Origin of the sequence: Algoriphagus aurantiacus (assembly GCF_035156405.1) — a bacterium.
In the GTDB taxonomy this organism is placed as follows: domain Bacteria; phylum Bacteroidota; class Bacteroidia; order Cytophagales; family Cyclobacteriaceae; genus Algoriphagus; species Algoriphagus aurantiacus.
Genome location: NZ_JAXRUT010000004.1, coordinates 173,215 through 190,540 on the forward strand (window position 1 = coordinate 173,215; position 17,326 = coordinate 190,540).

Here is a 17,326-nt window from a genome sequence, read left to right on the forward strand (position 1 = left end):
TGAATCAAATTGTTGTCCTGCTTCTCTTGAAGCAGGATTTTTTTGTCCAGATAAATTTATATCCTGACCAAATCAGTATTATGGAATCGGAATCAATCTATTTTCTCAAAAAACTCTTCCAGATCAATCTCAAAACCAGCGATACAATCTGACTTTAAAATATCACCGTGGGTGAAAAGTCGGGAAGGAACATAATTGCCATCTATAAGCTTATTGATTACTAACGTCTCCTCATCTGGGTGAATGACCCAATATTCTTTTACTCCGGACTCTTCATAAACTTCATATTTGTTCCTTAATTCCTTTTTATTGTTTCCAGGAGAAAGCACTTCTACTATTAAATCCGGGGCTCCGATGCATCCAGCATCATCCAATTTGGACCGGTCACAAACTACACAGATATCCGGCTGAACCACCGTAAATATCTCCTCGTTCTTTTTGGATTTAACTGGTAATCTCACATCAAAAGGAGCAATAAATACCTTACAATTCTTTCCGTCCAGATGTATCAAAAATCGAGAATGTAGTAATCCAGCTATTTCCTGATGCTTTCTCCTAGGGGCAGCAGCTACAGATCGAAATACTTTTCCCTTTATAAGCTCGACCATTTCATCTATCTCCCAAGTCAGATAGTCCGCATAAGAATACACTCCGTATTCTGTAAACGGCTCTTGTACAGTGTCTTTCTCTTCAGGTTTCATGATAGCAATTTAATAAAATGGCGGGCAATTATATCCGTCTATGGCAAAACTCATTTCAGTATGAATTATAGTTGGCTAGATCGAAATGTGATTTTTCAACTAGATATTTTCATTGAATGATTGTAAGAAAAATCACTCTATTCTTCCAAAAAACCCTTCTAGGTCAACTTCAAATCCACCTATACATTCTGATATGACAATATCACCGCGGGTAAAAAGTCGAGATGGTACGTATTTTCCCTTGACCAGTTTATTGATCATCACCGTCTCTTCGTATGGAGAAATAATCCAGTATTCTTGAATGCCCGATTCCTCGTAAACATCGTACTTGTTTTTTAATTCTTTCTTATTGTTTCCAGGAGAAAGCACTTCTACGATTAAATCCGGTGGGCCGACACATCCTGCCTCATCCAATTTTGTGCCGTCACAAACGACGCAGACATCTGGCTGAACCACTGTAAAAATCTCCTCGTTCTTTATAGATTTGACAGGTAATCTTACGTCAAAAGGAGCGATAAATGCCTCGCATGGTTTCTTATCAAGAAACTGTAACAGTTCTGATCCTAATCGTAATACGATTTGTTGATGCTTTTTTCTGGGCGCTGCAGCAGACCGAAACACTTTTCCTTTGATGAGTTCGACCATTTCATCTATCTCCCAAGTCAGATAGTCCGCATAAGAATACACCCCGTATTCTGTAAACGGCTCTTGTACAGTATCTTTCTCTTCATGTTTCATTATAGCAATTTAATGAAATGGTTCAGGTTTTATAAAAAAAAGTCCTTCGAAGTTTTCAAAACCTCGAAGGACTAAGTCTCAAGTACCATAGTTCATTTTTAGCTATATCGCCCCACTTCAAATCCTGTCAATTCCAATGAGGTGTCTCTATGCTGATGCAATTCGCTGATGATTTTACCTGAGGCTGGAGCAAGGCTGATACCCATCATGGAATGACCGCTGTTTACCATCACATTAGAATAGGCGGGAGCAAATCCAATGTATGGAAGACCATCCGGTGAGCAAGGTCTTAGTCCTTTCCATATGTTGTTTTCGTCAGGGAATTTTGCTTCAAATTCTGGGTAATAGCGATTGATGGATTCGTAAATTCCCTTTACTCGATTGAGGTTGATTTTTTGATTGGTACCAGCGATTTCCATCGTGCCCCCAAAGCGAATTTGCTCCCCATAAGGGCTTACTGCCACTTTCATTTCGGTCAGAATTGAGGATTGCATAATCTCCGGCTTATTTTCTTGTAAGAAAGAATAGCCTTTTCCACCCATCATAGGAAGAGTAAAACCTAATAAATCAGCTAATTCCCCGGACCAAGAGCCTCCACAAAGGATTACCTTATCCGCTTCGATTTTCCCTTGATCTGTCAATACCGCTTTTACAGAGTTTCCGACTTTCTCAAAACCCTGAACGCTAGTGTTTGGCTGGAATTTCACACCTTTTTCCTGAAGGAAGCGTTTCAAAAATCCATAAAGCTTTCCTGGATCCAAGTGCGCATCTCCTGGGAATCGAACCGCTCCACGAGCTTTCACTTCCAAGTTTGGTTCAAACGTCCGGATATCTTCAGGACTTAGGATATCTGCCTCCAGACCGTGTTTTCTTGCCAGGTGAGCAAATTCAATTTCTTCTTTTTCAAGGGCATCAGTTTGATAAATCATCATTAATCCTTTCTCCTGCAAAGCAATTGATGAATCGGGATGCTCATCCCGGAATTCCTGATAAAGTGCTTTGCTAAGCAAACTCAGATTCTTTAAAACAGGGACACTGCGCTTCACATGTTCAGGATTTGCAGCTTTATAGAATTGGTAACACCATTTTATAAGTTTGGCGTCCATTCGAGGATGAATGTAGAAAGGGCTTTTGGAAGAAAACATCCATGAAATACCCTTACTGATCATACCGGGAGCAGCCAGAGGAATAATATGACTCGGAACGATCATGCCGGCATTGCCCGTGGAGCAATTCACTTCCATATCTCCCTGATCGATTACAGTGACTTCAATTCCTTCTTTTTGAAGAAAATAGGCTGAGAAAAGTCCCACTATTCCGCCGCCGATAATGATGGTTGGTTTCATGAATAAGTATCAAGTAGTTAGTGTCAAGATGAAATACAATGCATGTTGGGAGTCTTGATACTTAAGTCTTGTTTCTAATGTCTTTTTATATCACTTGGAACCCATGTACATACGGATCATCGTCATCAAGGATGATGGTGTTATATCCGTAAACTTTAGCCCAACCTTCTATACTTGGAATAATGGCAGGTTTACCTGAAATCTCCGTTACTTCTTCGATTCTTCCGATAAACTTGGAGCCTATGAAACTCTCATGAATGAAGTCTTCACCTTGTTTCAGAAGCCCTTTGGCGTACCATTGAGCCAATCTTGCTGATGTGCCCGTACCACACGGGGATCGGTCAATCGCTTTTTCTCCGTAGAAAACCGCATTGCGAGCAGTACTCGTTGGATCTATCGTTTTTCCTGTCCAAAGTATGTGGGAGATACCTTTGATCGCTGGATGCTCTGGGTGCACAAAATCATATTTCTCATTCATCTTCTGGCGAAGGGAACGAGCCATAGCGATCAATTGCTCAGCTTTGAAATGTTCTAGTCCCGGGAAATTATCCTGAGGATCTATAATGCAATAGAAGTTCCCACCATAGGAAACATCCACTCTCAATTTACCCAGGTCCTCGGATTCAATTTCCAATCCTTCTGCGGCTAGAAAGCTTTTTACGTTCGTCAGCTTTACGGATTTCACCTTTTTCCCATCTTGCTTATACTCGACTAGAACCAAACCTGCCGGGGTTTCCAATCTTAGCTTGCCTTGAGTTTTTGGATAGATCAGCCCTTCCTCAATCGCAATTGTCACTGTCCCTATTGTACCATGTCCACACATAGCCAGACAACCGCTGGTTTCAATAAATAACACAGCCACGTCATTTTCAGGATTGTGGGGAGGAAAAAGCATCGAGCCAGACATCATATCATGACCTCGTGGTTCGAACATCAAACCGGTTCTGATCCAATCCAAATTGTCCAGGAAATATTGGCGTTTTTCAAGCATATTCTCTCCTTTTAGAAAGGGAACTCCGCCTGAAACTACCCGCACTGGATTGCCACAAGTATGGGCATCAATGCAAGAAAAGGTGTGTCTTGTAGACATGTTTTAAATTAATATTGGATGACCTTGTCCGCCGTAACTCTTAATCCTTAGATTTTCTCAGCGGTAAACTTCCCATTTATCTGTCTTGTGATTCCAAGTGGATTTTCGTTTTTCAATGCATCAGGAAGCAAAGCGGCTGGCATATCCTGTAAAGCAATTGGTCGAGCAAATCGCTTTATTGCATGAGCCCCAACTGATGTGGTATTTGCGCTGGTAGTGGAGGGAAAAGGTCCGCCATGCTGCATCGCGTAACCAACTTCTACCCCGGTAGGAACGCCGGCAAAAAGTAATCGTCCACATTTCTCTTCCAGTAGACTGATCAGTTCAGTGTTGGCTTTTAGCTCAGACGAATCGGCCCAAAGGGTAATGGTAAGCTGTCCATGAAGTTTTTTGGCGACTTCTTTTAGCTCGGCTTCATTTTCATACACTACCATCAAGGCGAAAGAGCCAAATACTTCCTGCTGGAAAAGATCATCTGCGATCCAATCAGCTGCTTTGATCTCAGCCAATGCCGGGCTTACATTGATTAAATGACTTGCATCTGGCACTTTTACCCAATTTAGCTCTGGTCGCGCTTTAAGATTGTCTAGCGCAGTGTAGTAGGAGCTTGCAATTCCTTCGTGAAGCATAGGGCTATCTGCAGCTCCTTTCAACGCTTCCGATATCGCATTTTCAAATTTAGATGCCAGTTCTTTCGGTACAAAAATCAACCCCGGATTGGTACAGAATTGCCCTGCTCCCAAGGTAAGTGAGCTGACATAGCTTTGAGCCATGGGTACTAATTCATTGTTTAAGCGCTGTGCAAAGGTAAAAATCGGGTTTACTGATCCCATTTCAGCATAGACTGGAATAGGTTCGTCACGATCACCTGCTATGTTAAAGAGAGATTTCCCCGCTCCATAGGATCCAGTAAATGCTACTGCTTTTGCCAGAGGATGCTTCACTAGATCCTGACCCATTTTTACTCCACCTTCCACGTGAGTGAATACTCCCTCAGGTAAACCAGATTTTTTAACCGCTTTAGAAATGCATTCGGCTACGAATTTTGAAGTATCGGGATGTGCTGGGTGGCCTTTGTAGATCACTGGGCATCCTGCTGCCAAAGCTGAAATGGTATCTCCGCCTGCAGTGGAAAATGCCAATGGGAAATTACTCGCTCCAAAAACTACAACTGGACCGATTGGAATTAGCATTCTACGGATATCTGCTTTTGGCAAAGGGGATCTTTTTGGATCTGCGGGATCAATGGTTGCTTCCACCCAACTACCTTCTCTTAGTAGATTAGCGAAAAGCTTTATTTGTCCTGTAGTTCGTCCTAATTCCCCATTAATTCTACCTTCTGGAAGATTCGATTCTTTCACTGCTATAAGCACAATTGCACTTCTATTCTCTTCGAGGATTTCGGCAATTTTTTCAATAAAATCAGCTTTTTTTGTCCCTGAGAGGGTTTTATAAGATAAAAATGCTTCTTGAGCAGCTGAAAATATAGTATCGAGATTCATAAGATTGTAAAATTTATAAGATGAAAGATTAGCGAGTTTTTAGTATTAAGCCTAAAGAAAATAGGTCATGGAATAAATGCTCTTCTGCTTTAATTACAAGGCCTCTTATCTAAACACTCTAAATTACAATTTAGGTCTTTTCGCCAAGCCATCAGTAATGATTTTCTCAATTCTTGCTCTTTCTTCTCCGATCAAAGTCAATCTAGGTGCGCGAACGTGCTCTGAACCTATACCGCAATGTTGCTCGGCAAGTTTGATGTATTGAACCAACTTTGGATGAATGTCAAGTTCCAAAAGTGGCAAGAACCAGCGGTAGATTTCTCTTGCTTCTTCATTTTTGCCTTCGTTGATCAGGTTGAAAATTGTCACCGTTTCCTTCGGGAAGGCGCAAACTAAGCCAGCCACCCAGCCATCTGCACCCATGACCAATTCTTCCATCGCAAGAGTATCTACACCACAAAGCAATTTGAATCGATCTCCAAAGCGATTACGCATGCGAGTTACATTGGAAATATCACGAGTGGATTCTTTGATTGCCTGGATGTTTTCACAGTCTACTAGTTCTGCGAACATATCTAAGGTTACCAAAGTCTTGTAATCCACCGGATTGTTATAAATCATGATTGGCAGCTTCGTGCTGGTAGCGACTGCTTTGAAGTATGCCACAACTTCTCTTGCGTCAGCTGCATATCTCATTGGAGGCAAAATCATCAAGCCCTCAGCACCTAATTCTTCCGCTTTTGCAGCCCAAAAAAGCGCATCTTGAGTAGCTCCTTCTGCGATATTCAAGATTACAGGGACTTTGCCTCCAAGATAATTGACAGTTTCTCGGGTCAATGTGATTTTCTCTTCTTGAGAAAGAACAGAGCTTTCTCCCAGTGTACCACCAAGGATAATTCCGTGCACGCCGGATTCCAGTTGGAAGTCAATATTTTTGAAAAATAACTCCATATCCAAACTTCCGTCAGCATGGAATTTTGTTGTCACAGCGGGGAATACACCTTTCCAGTTCATATCAGTTTTTTCTTTCAAAATTAGATCAATCACTAATTTCATGAAAGGAGTTATTTAGTAAATAATGACTCTATTTTGATCAAAAAATGATTATAATTGAGATTGTTCAGCAATTCAAGCCTATTTTAACATATGAGTAAGGTAATATCGTTTCAGATTCCGAAATCTGAAAAAACGTTTATTCAGTATCAGCAGGATAGAGGGAAGCATTTTTACGATAACCTTCACCAACATCCCCAGGCGCAGTTAACGCTTATTGTAGAAGGGCGCGGCCAGCTTCTAGTCGGTGATTATGTTGGGAGGTTTGAGCCCGGCGAAGTGTATTTGTTGGCAGAAAGTATCCCACATGTTTTTCGGAGTGATGCGGATTATTATAAGGAAGATAGTAATCTCAAGATAGCAGGAAATACAATTTTCTTTGATTTTAGGGCCATGAGTAGAGCTTTTTCAGAAGTGGAAGACTTTCTTGATCTCATACATCTAAATGAAAAAATTTCAGGATGCTTTAAAATTACCGGAGAAACAAGGGATAATTTAACGGAGTTGCTTGCTGGGTTTGGAGAGTTTTCAGGATTGACTAGACTTCGGCATTGCATTCATATTCTATCGCTTTTGGATTTTAATTCTGATAATATGGTGGCACTTAATCAAATTCCAGTTCTTAAGACCATGACCGAGCGAGATGGCCGTCGAATGGATCAGGTGATGAGATTTATCCTGGAGAATAGCAATAGACAGATCAGTTTGGAGGAAGTGGCTGAGCAGGCATATATGAGTAAAGAAGCTTTTTGCCGATTTTTTAAGCTAAGGACGAGAAGGACTTTTACGCAGTATGTACAGCAGCTAAGAGTTACCGAAGCCAAGAAATTACTCTTAGAGACTGATTTGAGTATTTCTCAAATTTCCTTTCAGGTAGGTTTCCAGACATTATCCCATTTCAACAAAACGTTTAAAAGCCTTACTGAAATGACTCCTAAAGATTGGAGGAAGTTGGAGTGATATGGATGGAATACTGGCTCAGTTGAGAAGAATAATCCCCAAGTTAGGGTGGTGATAGTGGATCTGCTTCAATTGTATTATTGTTTGCAGGATTAAGTTAAAAGCTGTTAATGGCCTATAAATGAGAAGTTGGTCAATTTTTGATAAAAATGTATTCGTTTGTGGCATTTGGTTTGGCTATACAGTGAAAAAATTAATCAACTATGAAAAAATTACTATTGTCGCTAACTTTAATGACGGCAGTTTTTGCAACTTACGCGCAGACTACCCGAGATATTGAAGATATTAATGAAGAGAATTCCTGGTTGAAGCTAGGTCTTAATCTTGGAGTTCCGGTGGGAGAAATAGGTGACTATTCTTCTTTTGCTTTTGGGGTTGAAGCAGCAGCACAGTTTATGAGAACTGATAACTTTGGACTTGGTCTGGTCACTGGTTATACCAAATATTTCAAAGATTCAGAGGTAGCTGGAGCACAGGATTTTGGTGCAATTCCTCTTGGCTTGATGCTAAGGTATTATCCTGAGCCAACTGGATTTTTCGTAGGAACTGATTTGGGCTATACCTTTTTAACTGGAGATAGCGCCAGTGATGGAGGTTTTTATATTCGTCCGCAAGTGGGTTACCATAATTACGAATGGAATATTTTTGCCTTTTATAATCAAGTAATTACTTCTGAACCATTTGCTGATGTCCAGACCATTGGAGTAGCAGCGACTTATAATATTAGATTCAAATAAATTAGTTGAGTATCCGCATGAATGCAGGTATCAGAATTAAGGAGAGATTAATAGGGAAAAGTTTCCTGATCTCTTTTGCAACTAGTAGACAAACTAGACGCTTAGCCCTTGATGAAAATAAGGTGCCTGTAGGTATATGGATGCACGGTTAAAAATATTAGATTCAAATAAAAACCAAGTAACCATGAAAAATCAATTGAAAAAGTATTCGCAGAATGTATTTTTATTTGTAATGACTATGTTCTTTTCGGTCGCAGCATTTGCTCAAGACGGCGGTTTAAACATCGATGTCAATATTGGTAAAGAGGAATGGTACCAACAGCCTTGGGCTTGGGTAGTAGGAGGAGCTATATTTGTTTTGATACTAGTAGCGCTACTTCGAAAGAAAAGATAGTATTAAAGGTCGTTTCAATTTGAAACGACCTTTTTTTTATTCGACTTCCACACTGATCGTATTGTCGTCGGGAATTCGATCAATCAATTTATTGTATGGATCTATTCCAGCTTTTGCAGGCTCACCTTTTACTCTGATGGTAAGGGTAGTCTCTCCGGGTTTGAGTTTATACTTTTGAACAAAAAGTGGGTTCACCCGATCTTTTCCATTCTCATCCAGATCATCTGCTGCAAAGATTCCCACATCGATGTAATCGCCTTCATATTCTGCATTTGATTCTTGTCCGGCTGAATCTGCATAGAGTTTTTGAGACTTCAATCTGAGCGTTATCTCATATTCTCCTTCAGATACCTTAGTAGCCGTAGCTTCCTCTACTTTGTTATCATACAAAGCGATTTTGTTCCAAGTGTCATCCAAATAGTATTTCAAACTATCAGGTGTCTGAGCATCCAAATGTCGATACAAGTCTGCACTTCCAGGAAATGGAGGAGTAAGCTTCAAGCCAAACTCAGCATTGAAATTGTACAGTGCACTGTCAATCGCTTCTTCCCCTATCAAATCCCGCAATCCATATAAAATCAGACTGCCTTTTTGATACCATTGATAGGAGCGATTTGTGTTGATAAACACATTCTCTTTTTTGCTCTCACTCGATCTTCCACGCAGATATCCGTCCAGTTCATCTTTCAGGAAGCGTTTCATATTCTCTTTTCCATATTTCCGTTCCGATAAGATCAGCGCAGAATATTCGGCCAAAGCTTCAGAGATCAAATTAGATCCACGCGTATAATTTGGCGGAATCTGATGCCCCCACCACTGATGCGCTAGTTCGTGAGCTGTCACATAATAGACATAATCAAAACTATTGGGATCAGAGAAGTCAGCCACCCATCCGAAGCTCTCTGCAAAGGGAACCGTATTAGGAAAGGATTGTGCAAACCCTGCGTAGCGCGGGAATTCCAGAATCCGCATTTGTCTAAATTGAAATGGACCGTATGTCTCGGAAAAATAGGTTAAACCATCTTTGTATGACTGAACAAATCGATCTAGATTATACTCATGCCCTTTTTGGTAATAAATCTCTATATCAATTTCCTGTCCGCTTGGCAAGGTGGTTTTATCCTTGAATAGTTCATATTCTGCAGATAGTACGGAGAAAAATGATTGAATAGGTGTATCCTGAATGTAATGAAAATACCTTCTATCACCCTCAATCCATTCTTTTTGTAAATAGCCAGGCGCTATGGCGGTTTGACTCGGAATGGTACTTACTGTAGCTTCAAATTGAATAAAATCAGCTTCATCTGAAAACAAAAGCGTTCTTCGCCCATAAGGATCATCGTGTGGAGGTAGATCTTCCGGTTTTTCTGGTAGATCGTATTCCCTTCGCTTTTCATCACTATCCATTTCATTGCCCGATGAATAGCCAATGTCAGGCATGCCGCCTGCTATGAAAGTGCCGTTATAAACTAATTCTCTTCCAAAGCCTGAATTCGGGAATTTATCGTTGATCACTTTACTTTTGATCATTAGCTCAAGTGTGTCACCAGGCATCAGAGTCTGAGGAAGTGCGGTGATCTTATACCATTCCCGTTCTTCTTTTTTGCCAAAAATCTGAAACTTCGCTGGCTCATATACAAGCGGGAATCGGAAAGGTAATTCACCGTCATTATACAAAACCTCAAATGAGGTAAGTCCCGTACTATTGAAATGAACAGAATCTATGGGAGAATCAGTTTTATTCACTAATTCTATCTGGGCTTCGAAATAAGCATCTCTTTCCAGGGGATAGAGATCGGCTTTGAGATTGACTTTGGTAATTTTTGGCTGAGGCAAAAATTCATATTGCTTCAGCTGCTTCTCATAGGCTACCTGTCTTTTTTCACCTTCCTTGGATGTCCTGTAGGTATTCACATAGACTGTGGAATAGTAGATGTATGCTCCTGATAGAATTGCAACCAGCAGGAATACATAAGAAACTAGTGCGTTCTTTTTGCCCAGTTTTTTGCGAGCCGTATTGAATCTGTTTTTTATAGAATTCTCTGTTCCTCTACTGAAGAAAATACTGAAGAATAAGATCAGGAAGATGCCAAAAGCTGTCCAATACAGATTAAACCAGAATAGAGGCTCCCCAAAATGACCCAATCCGTTCATATCGCTCCAGCGATATGCAGGTTTATAGGAAAAGAAGAAAAGATTGAAATTATAATTTGCAAAATCCCGCAGAATGATAATCAATACCCAAATGCCTATAGCTACCGCATGTCCAGCGAATTTGTTATTCACCACTAGATGCACCGCAAATACAAGCATGACCATTTGCAGGTAATCGGGGAGTGAAATAAGGTAGCTATCAACCAGATAAACCCCGAGGTCATAATTGAAATAGCCTTTCAGCGTCTGTATGATGATCCCAACTAGAATGGGAAGTGTAGTGAGCAGCAAGCAAACAAATGCCATCCCGGAAAACTTGGATGCGATCACCGCCCCATCTTTTACGGGGAAGGTGTCATTGATGACCGAGTAGCCAGAAGCCTTGTCTCGATGGAGCGTTTCTCCTGTGAAAAAAACGATGATGATGAATACGAAGATATTGTAATCAAAAGTCTTGTATTCCATGAGGAAGGAAGTGGAAGGGAAATTCGGAACACTATATAGCGTATTTCCAATCCAAAAATCTAAGATTAGAAAGACCATTCCGCCTAATAAAATTGACCTGAAATAAACGTCTTTCGTTATATTCTGGACTTCAATTTTTGTGAGTGTCAGGAAGCTGTTCCATTGATAATTACCTGCAAAGTTGGCTTTGGAATTTACTTGCGAGAGACTGCCTGCGAAAGGTTTGGAGTCCTCTTTTTTTGTTTTTTTCTGGACAGTTTTGAAGAAATAGCTAAAACTGAATCGGAAATATGCAGCTATGAAAAACGCCAGCCCTATCCCTGACCAAAGCAGTCTGTTTAATAGGAGATTTCCCGTCAAAGGAAGAATAAAGTTATTCTGTTCGAAAGGAGTTAAATACCGAGTTTGATAATCGAACGTATTTAGTCCAAATGGATCCAGCAGCTGGACGAGATCTCTGTTCTCTATATCGTTTGCCAAGAAATTGGCTAGTAAATAGGCGATGAAAACTACAATTCCACCAGAGTAAATCGATTTAATATTGCGTGTGAAGACAATCAGTGCAAAGAATAAAGTAGCTGCAAACCAGAGGTTGGGTAGCGTAAGCGTCAGCCAGGGCTGAAGGTAGTTCATCAGTTCATTCGGACCATATCGCAGTGCATCTGTGCCAAAAGTAGGGCCGAGTAAACTTCCCAAGAAAATCCCAATCAAACTTCCTAAGGAAATAAACAGCAGGGTGACAAAAGATCCCCAAAACCTACCCATGAAATAGGCAAATTTGGAAATAGGATAACTGAATAGAAAAGTCCCGGTTTTATGTTCCAGATCTCGATAAAGAGGAACTCCCATGACTGCCGAAGCTATCAGGATTCCAAAAAGAGAAATCAAAAGCTGCAGATTAGCGATGACTATAGGTGCATTGTGATATACTTTTTCGGAAGCAGGAGTATTTCCGAACCCGATCAATAGCAAAGCTACGACCAGCAAAAGTCCAAAGTAGATATAGGTAGCAGGCCGACCAAACCGGTATCTCAGCTCAAAAATGAAGATGTCTAAAAACATAGCTGAATTCTTAGATAGTAATTGGATCTACTTTCTTCGAGATATTACTGAAGTACACATCTTCAAGATCTGCCGGCACTGTCTCAAAACCATTCGCAGGATCAGTGTCACTTTCGATTCGTAAGCTTAGCCGTCCTTCTATCAATTTAGTAGAGATGACTTGGTATTCATTTCTATAGCTAGCCAGTTCATCTTTGTTGATGGCCTTTTTGTAGATTTTCCCTTGCACCATGGCTAATCCATCTTTTGGTTTGCCCTGCATCAGCAGTTCTCCTTGGCAGATGATAGCCATGTTTGAGCAAAGCGTATTTACATCTTCCACAATATGTGTGGATAGAATAACGATGGTGTTTTCGCCGATTTCTGACAGCAAATTGTAGAATCTGTTCCTTTCCGAAGGATCAAGTCCAGCAGTAGGCTCATCCACAATGATCAATGAAGGGCTGCCGACCAAAGCCTGTGCAATTCCAAAGCGCTGGCGCATTCCACCTGAAAAAGTGCCGAGTCCTTTTTTTCGGTCATTGAAGAGATTCACTTTTTGTAAAAGGCTTTCTACCAAGTCTTTTCGTTCAGATTTTTTGCCGATTCCTTTCATCTGGGCTATGTGATCTAGCATCACTTCTGCACTGATTCGAGGGTATAATCCAAAGTCCTGTGGCAAATAACCAAGCCTTTCTCTCACAGCTTGTTTATCTTCTAAGACATTGATTTCATCGAGCATTATGCTTCCGCTGTCTGCATCTTGGAGCGTAGCGATAGTACGCATGAGGGTAGATTTGCCTGCCCCGTTTGGTCCCAGCAAGCCGAACATTCCTTGAGGAATAGTCATCGAGACATCATTTAAAGCCTTAACTCCGTTCGGATAAGTCTTTGAAAGATTAGAAATCTTTAATTCCATAATGATGAGATTTTGTTAGAATTGCTCATTCTTAGGCTAAAAAATTGCCCTGTACAGAAGGAACAATAGGTAAAAATTAGATACTAAATCATTGGTCAAATGCTTCCAAAAATTGCTGTTTGCTTCAATTCAAGAAAAGCATTGAGTTCGGATCAAGGTCAATATAAGTATTTGAGCATAAATTGCTTGTGCGTTTCTGCTAAAAATCATTTTACCGTTAATCAAACAAATGCTTTCGGAGGCCAATATGAGTGGGTGATTAGAAGGATTTTAATACAAAAGATTTAATTTAAGGCTCCACTTTCGCCATCCTTATGAAGAAACTCTATTTACTCCTGATTTTATGTTTCATCTCTACTTTGGGTTTTTCGACGGAGTTAGCCCAAACCATTCAGACCTATCAAGCCGATTATGGCGCTCTACGGAGATTGTATTCCAACGCACTATCTGACGAGTATTTTTTCAGAATTCAAACATTGAATCAGAACTACCTGACTGATCTTGGCAAGGTGAATTACGGCTCACTTTCTGAAGATGGAAAAATTGACTATGTACTTTTTCGGAATTATCTGGAAAAAGAACTTGCAGAATTGGAGATAGAAAAGGCATCCTTTGATGAGGTTTCAGGAGTTCTAGCTTTTGCTCAGCCTCTGGAAGAGTTTTATACAGGAAGGCGTAGAGCGAAGAAGCCTGAACCTCAGGCACTCGCAGCCACTTGGAATCAAGTAGCACAGCAAGTAGATACGCAACTGAAAAACCTTGCTTCAACTCCAAAGTACACGAGCTGGCAAAAGGCGGATCTTGCCGCAAGCGCGGTAGAAGCTATGAACAGGGCGACTGGTGAGGCATATAGCTATTATTTTGATTATGATCCCATGTTTACTTGGTGGATGCCCGAGCCTTGGAAAAAGCTGGATGAAAGTATGAAGGCTTATGCTAAAGAGTTGCGTGAGCACTATACAAACTCGGTGAAAGACGATGGAAGTGGAATCATAGGAAGACCGATTGGCAGAGATGCGTTGGAAAAACAATTGGCTTTTGAGATGATCGCTTATAGTCCAGAAGAACTGATCGCTGAGGCTGAAAAGCAATTTGCTTGGTGTGAGAAAGAAATGCTGAAAGCCTCTAACGAACTGGGGTTTGGAGATGACTGGAAAGCTGCTTTGGAAATGGTGAAAGAATCCTATTTACCGGAGGGAGAATGGCCAGCTGAAGTGATTCGATTTGCTGAAGAAGCTACTGATTATGTAGAATCTAACGATCTGATTACTGTCCCGCCTTTGGCAAAAGAAACTTGGCGGACAGTCATGATCTCAGCTGAGCGCCAACGGGTAAGTCCATTCTTCCTTGGAGGAGAGTCCATACAGATTTCTTATCCTACATCCGAAATGAGCCATGAGGATAAAATGATGAGTATGCGGGGGAACAATCCTCATTTCTCAAGAGCGACAGTTCATCATGAACTGATTCCGGGCCATCATCTTCAGCAATTTATGAATCAGCGGAATATGACTCATCGGCGCATGTTTGGAACGCCATTTTGGACTGAAGGCTGGGCGTTATACTGGGAGTTTATCCTGTGGGACAAAGATTTCCCTAGAGACGCTAAGGATAAAGTGGGAATGCTTTTCTGGAGAATGCACCGTTGCGCACGAATCATTTTCTCCCTGAATTATCATTTGGAAAATATGACTCCTCAAGAGTGTATTGATCTATTAGTGGATAAAGTAGGCCATGAGCGCGCAAATGCTGAGGCAGAGGTGCGAAGATCATTTGAAGGTGGATATGGTCCATTGTACCAAATAGCCTACATGATCGGTGCCTTGGAGTTCTATTCTTTACGAGACGAAGTGGTGAATTCCGGTAAGATGACAGAGAAAGAATATCATGATCTGGTCATGAGCCAAAACGCCATGCCTGTGGAAATACTAAGAGCAAAAGTTACAGGACAAACACTGAAAAAAGACCATAAGGCGAGCTGGAGGTTTTTGGATTGAAGAACTTTATAACATGCCGGGAGTTTAATATATTTATAAGTAGACTTAAATAAATGACTATGAGAAAGGATAAGGCGATAGAAGTATTGAATGAGCTGCCAGTTGAATTTGATGTTGAATTATTAATTGAGCGACTTATTTTTATTGAGAAAGTTGAAGCTGGACTAGAGCAGATTAAGAAGGGAAAAGTTATTCCTCATGAATCTGTTAAGGATATTACCCAAAAATGGTAAAGGTAATTTGGACTGAACTAGCACTTGAGGATTTGAAACAAGTTCATGAATATATAGCAAGGGATTCTAAAAAATATGCCAAAAGGCAAATTGCCAAAATTATTAATAAGTCAGAACAGCTCCAAAATCAACCTCTTTCTGGAAGAATTGTTCCAGAGTTCTCAGATAAGTCTATTCGTGAATTATTTGAAGGTAATTATAGAATTGTGTACAGCATTAGTGAGGAAGTCGTTTTTATTGCAAGAATTCATCATTCTTCAAGATTGCTGACAGAGATATAAATCAAAAAAATGAGCCTGAATCTTCAGACTCCTTTTTCCAATTTAGAAAACCATTAACAATATTAATTTTTAGGGTCTTTCTTCAGCTTGATGATGATTACTCCGTTTTCACCTTTTTCACCAAAGACATCGATTGCAGATTTGTCTTTCAACACTTCAATGCTCTTTATATCCTCTGGATTAATGTCTTTTAAATCCTTCACTTGTTTCATGCCGTCTTTGTCTTCCAGCATGTAGATCGGAGCATTTTCTTGCCCGAAGCCAGCTATCTTTAAAGACATAAGAGGCTTAGCTGTCGCATTGACAGAAGTAGCTGCTTTACTATTAGGATACCAAACTTTATCATTGGACTCAGAAAACTTTGGCACAGTGCCCATTCCTACTACTTTTCCATTAAGGATTTGAGTTAAAGTACCATTATTAGTAGCAAATAAAGATTGCTTCTGCAAAATTTCCTGCTGTTCGAAGCTTAATTCATTTTTGATGGAAACCATTGTGCTGAGCTGTTGTTTTTTCAGTGAGTTTTCCAGGGCTAGCACCTTGTCCATTTGCTTTTGTACTGTCACCTCATCGATTTTTGATTCATCCAGCAGATCCTTCAGCTTAGCAGTGGCATCATCCAGGTCCCATTTCATGGTGCTGAATTTGCCTGCATTTTCGCTATGGATTTTTTTGATCTTGGAGGCCTGGGCCTCTGTGAGCGCTAGCTCATTACGCATATCCATTACCCTGTCTGCGGAGTACAGGTTTCGCTGGAAGACATCTTGATCTGATGATTTTAGATTTTGTACGTAAGCCTGCTGTCCTTGGGCAAAGCCAGCAAAGCAAAGTAGATAAATAAGGAGTATTTTTTTCATGAGTTGAATGTTAATATTCTGTCAATAGTGAAGCAGTAGGTGATTCCCAAGTGTCCAGGAATGTGCTCTCTTCAATGGTGAAATGTTGGTTTTGATTCTCATCTTCCAGTAGCGTAATGATCACCACTTCTGGGGATTCACTTTCTACTGGAGCGGGTTCTTGGATGAATAGAAAGGCAAAGATCATGGAAGCAGCTATTCCTGCAGGAATCCAAAATCCTAATTTCCGTGTTTTGACTTCTGGAAAAGCTGGGATTTCTATGAGCTCATCCTGCTTTTTCATCTGATCAAAAAAGCGTTCTAGTTGTTCGTTATTTTCCATATTCTTCCTGGATTTGAACTTTCGTAATTAATTCTTTGAGTTTCTTTTTCCCGCGGTCGTAATGTGTTCTCGCAGTTCCCAGACCGATTTGTAGGATTTCGGCACTTTGAGCGATGGTCATCTGGTGATAAAAGACCATCAAAATGACTTCCCGCTGCATCTCTGGTAAGTGCTTGATTATTTCCTCATAATCTGTCGTATCTACTTCCTGGTGAAACTCTACTGAATCGTAGGAATCGGAAAGAGAAACAACTTTACCAGCCTTTCTTAGTTCATCAATTGCTGTATATCTGATGATGGAAAAGAGCCAGGTTTTTGCCTTTGAGGCATCCTTAAGCTTGGCCTGCCCTTCCAATATCTTCAAATATGTTTGCTGAAGCACATCCTTTGCCATTTCATCCTCAAAAGAGCAACATTGCCTGGCCCAGAGGTATGCATCCCTGTGGTGGGCTTTTAAGATATGATCTAGCTGGCTGCGATTCATTTACATAGGTTAGTCGGGAAATGAATCCAATATATGACACTCAGAAATAAAA

The 17,326-nt window shown here is 40.6% G+C and carries 17 protein-coding genes; 6 read left to right on the plus strand and 11 right to left on the minus strand.

The genetic code is table 11. From position 1 onward, the window contains the following. Positions 1 to 92: 92 nt before the first annotated feature. The 6 genes from SYJ56_RS05925 to SYJ56_RS05950 all read right to left on the minus strand — a co-directional run bounded on the left by SYJ56_RS05925 (position 93) and on the right by SYJ56_RS05950 (position 6,391). Positions 93 to 701, minus strand: a complete 609-nt coding sequence (locus tag SYJ56_RS05925) for a Uma2 family endonuclease (protein WP_416377786.1) — start codon at positions 699 to 701, stop codon at positions 93 to 95. Positions 702 to 833: 132 nt separating this feature from the next. Continuing rightward, positions 834 to 1,442 carry a Uma2 family endonuclease gene (locus SYJ56_RS05930; protein WP_323832858.1) on the minus strand — a complete coding sequence of 203 codons (609 nt, stop codon included), beginning with the start codon at positions 1,440 to 1,442 and terminating at the stop codon, positions 834 to 836. Positions 1,443 to 1,537: 95 nt separating this feature from the next. After that, positions 1,538 to 2,785: an NAD(P)/FAD-dependent oxidoreductase gene (locus tag SYJ56_RS05935; RefSeq protein WP_323832720.1), complete on the minus strand. Its 1,248-nt coding sequence runs from the start codon at positions 2,783 to 2,785 to the stop codon at positions 1,538 to 1,540. An 85-nt stretch (positions 2,786 to 2,870) separates the two neighbouring features. Then, a complete protein-coding gene (locus tag SYJ56_RS05940) occupies positions 2,871 to 3,875 on the minus strand; it encodes a 4-hydroxyproline epimerase (RefSeq protein WP_323832721.1) in 1,005 nt (334 codons plus the stop codon). Between the two features lie 47 nt (positions 3,876 to 3,922). Beyond that, entirely contained in the window at positions 3,923 to 5,377 is a 1,455-nt protein-coding gene (locus SYJ56_RS05945; RefSeq protein WP_323832722.1) for an aldehyde dehydrogenase (NADP(+)), read from the minus strand. 123 nt (positions 5,378 to 5,500) lie between these two features. Further along, the gene (locus tag SYJ56_RS05950; protein WP_323832859.1) at positions 5,501 to 6,391 is read right to left on the minus strand and encodes a dihydrodipicolinate synthase family protein; all 891 of its coding nucleotides are present in this window, start codon (positions 6,389 to 6,391) and stop codon (positions 5,501 to 5,503) included. Positions 6,392 to 6,523: 132 nt separating this feature from the next. Between SYJ56_RS05950 and SYJ56_RS05955 the strand changes: the two genes are divergently transcribed. From SYJ56_RS05955 to SYJ56_RS05965, 3 genes are all read left to right on the plus strand, one after another. After that, on the plus strand, positions 6,524 to 7,390 hold the full coding sequence (locus tag SYJ56_RS05955) for an AraC family transcriptional regulator (RefSeq protein WP_323832723.1): 867 nt from the start codon (positions 6,524 to 6,526) through the stop codon (positions 7,388 to 7,390). A 203-nt stretch (positions 7,391 to 7,593) separates the two neighbouring features. Continuing rightward, positions 7,594 to 8,127 carry a hypothetical protein gene (locus tag SYJ56_RS05960; RefSeq protein ID WP_323832724.1) on the plus strand — a complete coding sequence of 178 codons (534 nt, stop codon included), beginning with the start codon at positions 7,594 to 7,596 and terminating at the stop codon, positions 8,125 to 8,127. Between the two features lie 184 nt (positions 8,128 to 8,311). After that, complete coding sequence (locus SYJ56_RS05965) at positions 8,312 to 8,521, plus strand: hypothetical protein (protein WP_323832725.1); 210 nt, start codon at positions 8,312 to 8,314, stop codon at positions 8,519 to 8,521. A gap of 36 nt (positions 8,522 to 8,557) precedes the next feature. Here the strand turns inward: SYJ56_RS05965 and SYJ56_RS05970 are convergent, their stop codons facing one another. Next, positions 8,558 to 12,202: an ABC transporter permease/M1 family aminopeptidase gene (locus SYJ56_RS05970; RefSeq protein WP_323832726.1), complete on the minus strand. Its 3,645-nt coding sequence runs from the start codon at positions 12,200 to 12,202 to the stop codon at positions 8,558 to 8,560. Between the two features lie 10 nt (positions 12,203 to 12,212). Beyond that, a complete protein-coding gene (locus SYJ56_RS05975) occupies positions 12,213 to 13,100 on the minus strand; it encodes an ABC transporter ATP-binding protein (protein WP_323832727.1) in 888 nt (295 codons plus the stop codon). 314 nt (positions 13,101 to 13,414) lie between these two features. Between SYJ56_RS05975 and SYJ56_RS05980 the strand changes: the two genes are divergently transcribed. From SYJ56_RS05980 to SYJ56_RS05990, 3 genes are read left to right on the plus strand one after another with little or no spacing between them, the layout of a single operon-like run. Next, positions 13,415 to 15,097, plus strand: coding sequence for a DUF885 family protein (locus SYJ56_RS05980; RefSeq protein ID WP_323832728.1), 1,683 nt, complete (start codon positions 13,415 to 13,417; stop codon positions 15,095 to 15,097). Positions 15,098 to 15,156: 59 nt separating this feature from the next. Next, the gene (locus tag SYJ56_RS05985) at positions 15,157 to 15,330 is read left to right on the plus strand and encodes a hypothetical protein (RefSeq protein WP_323832729.1); all 174 of its coding nucleotides are present in this window, start codon (positions 15,157 to 15,159) and stop codon (positions 15,328 to 15,330) included. Beyond that, positions 15,324 to 15,611: a type II toxin-antitoxin system RelE/ParE family toxin gene (locus SYJ56_RS05990; RefSeq protein WP_323832730.1), complete on the plus strand. Its 288-nt coding sequence runs from the start codon at positions 15,324 to 15,326 to the stop codon at positions 15,609 to 15,611. The genes SYJ56_RS05985 and SYJ56_RS05990 overlap by 7 nt, the downstream gene beginning before the upstream one ends. Positions 15,612 to 15,673: 62 nt before the next feature. Here the strand turns inward: SYJ56_RS05990 and SYJ56_RS05995 are convergent, their stop codons facing one another. From SYJ56_RS05995 to SYJ56_RS06005, 3 genes are read right to left on the minus strand one after another with little or no spacing between them, the layout of a single operon-like run. Then, the gene (locus SYJ56_RS05995; RefSeq protein WP_323832731.1) at positions 15,674 to 16,468 is read right to left on the minus strand and encodes a Spy/CpxP family protein refolding chaperone; all 795 of its coding nucleotides are present in this window, start codon (positions 16,466 to 16,468) and stop codon (positions 15,674 to 15,676) included. A gap of 10 nt (positions 16,469 to 16,478) precedes the next feature. After that, a complete protein-coding gene (locus tag SYJ56_RS06000; RefSeq protein ID WP_323832732.1) occupies positions 16,479 to 16,790 on the minus strand; it encodes a hypothetical protein in 312 nt (103 codons plus the stop codon). Next, positions 16,780 to 17,274, minus strand: coding sequence for an RNA polymerase sigma factor (locus SYJ56_RS06005; RefSeq protein WP_323832733.1), 495 nt, complete (start codon positions 17,272 to 17,274; stop codon positions 16,780 to 16,782). The genes SYJ56_RS06000 and SYJ56_RS06005 overlap by 11 nt, the downstream gene beginning before the upstream one ends. Positions 17,275 to 17,326: the final 52 nt, after the last annotated feature.

Excerpts from the sequence above, each read along its gene's own strand:
- SYJ56_RS06000 (WP_323832732.1), bottom strand. The coding sequence starts at position 16,790 with ATGGAAAATAACGAACAACTAGAACGCTTTTTTGATCAGATGAAAAAG.
- SYJ56_RS05985 (WP_323832729.1), top strand. The coding sequence starts at position 15,157 with ATGAGAAAGGATAAGGCGATAGAAGTATTGAATGAGCTGCCAGTTGAA.
- SYJ56_RS05950 (WP_323832859.1), bottom strand. The coding sequence starts at position 6,391 with ATGAACTGGAAAGGTGTATTCCCCGCTGTGACAACAAAATTCCATGCT.
- SYJ56_RS05935 (WP_323832720.1), bottom strand. The coding sequence starts at position 2,785 with ATGAAACCAACCATCATTATCGGCGGCGGAATAGTGGGACTTTTCTCA.
- SYJ56_RS05945 (WP_323832722.1), bottom strand. The coding sequence starts at position 5,377 with ATGAATCTCGATACTATATTTTCAGCTGCTCAAGAAGCATTTTTATCT.
- SYJ56_RS05940 (WP_323832721.1), bottom strand. The coding sequence starts at position 3,875 with ATGTCTACAAGACACACCTTTTCTTGCATTGATGCCCATACTTGTGGC.
- SYJ56_RS05995 (WP_323832731.1), bottom strand. The coding sequence starts at position 16,468 with ATGAAAAAAATACTCCTTATTTATCTACTTTGCTTTGCTGGCTTTGCC.
- SYJ56_RS06005 (WP_323832733.1), bottom strand. The coding sequence starts at position 17,274 with ATGAATCGCAGCCAGCTAGATCATATCTTAAAAGCCCACCACAGGGAT.
- SYJ56_RS05975 (WP_323832727.1), bottom strand. The coding sequence starts at position 13,100 with ATGGAATTAAAGATTTCTAATCTTTCAAAGACTTATCCGAACGGAGTT.
- SYJ56_RS05955 (WP_323832723.1), top strand. The coding sequence starts at position 6,524 with ATGAGTAAGGTAATATCGTTTCAGATTCCGAAATCTGAAAAAACGTTT.
- SYJ56_RS05965 (WP_323832725.1), top strand. The coding sequence starts at position 8,312 with ATGAAAAATCAATTGAAAAAGTATTCGCAGAATGTATTTTTATTTGTA.
- SYJ56_RS05980 (WP_323832728.1), top strand. The coding sequence starts at position 13,415 with ATGAAGAAACTCTATTTACTCCTGATTTTATGTTTCATCTCTACTTTG.
- SYJ56_RS05960 (WP_323832724.1), top strand. The coding sequence starts at position 7,594 with ATGAAAAAATTACTATTGTCGCTAACTTTAATGACGGCAGTTTTTGCA.
- SYJ56_RS05970 (WP_323832726.1), bottom strand. The coding sequence starts at position 12,202 with ATGTTTTTAGACATCTTCATTTTTGAGCTGAGATACCGGTTTGGTCGG.
- SYJ56_RS05990 (WP_323832730.1), top strand. The coding sequence starts at position 15,324 with ATGGTAAAGGTAATTTGGACTGAACTAGCACTTGAGGATTTGAAACAA.
- SYJ56_RS05925 (WP_416377786.1), bottom strand. The coding sequence starts at position 701 with ATGAAACCTGAAGAGAAAGACACTGTACAAGAGCCGTTTACAGAATAC.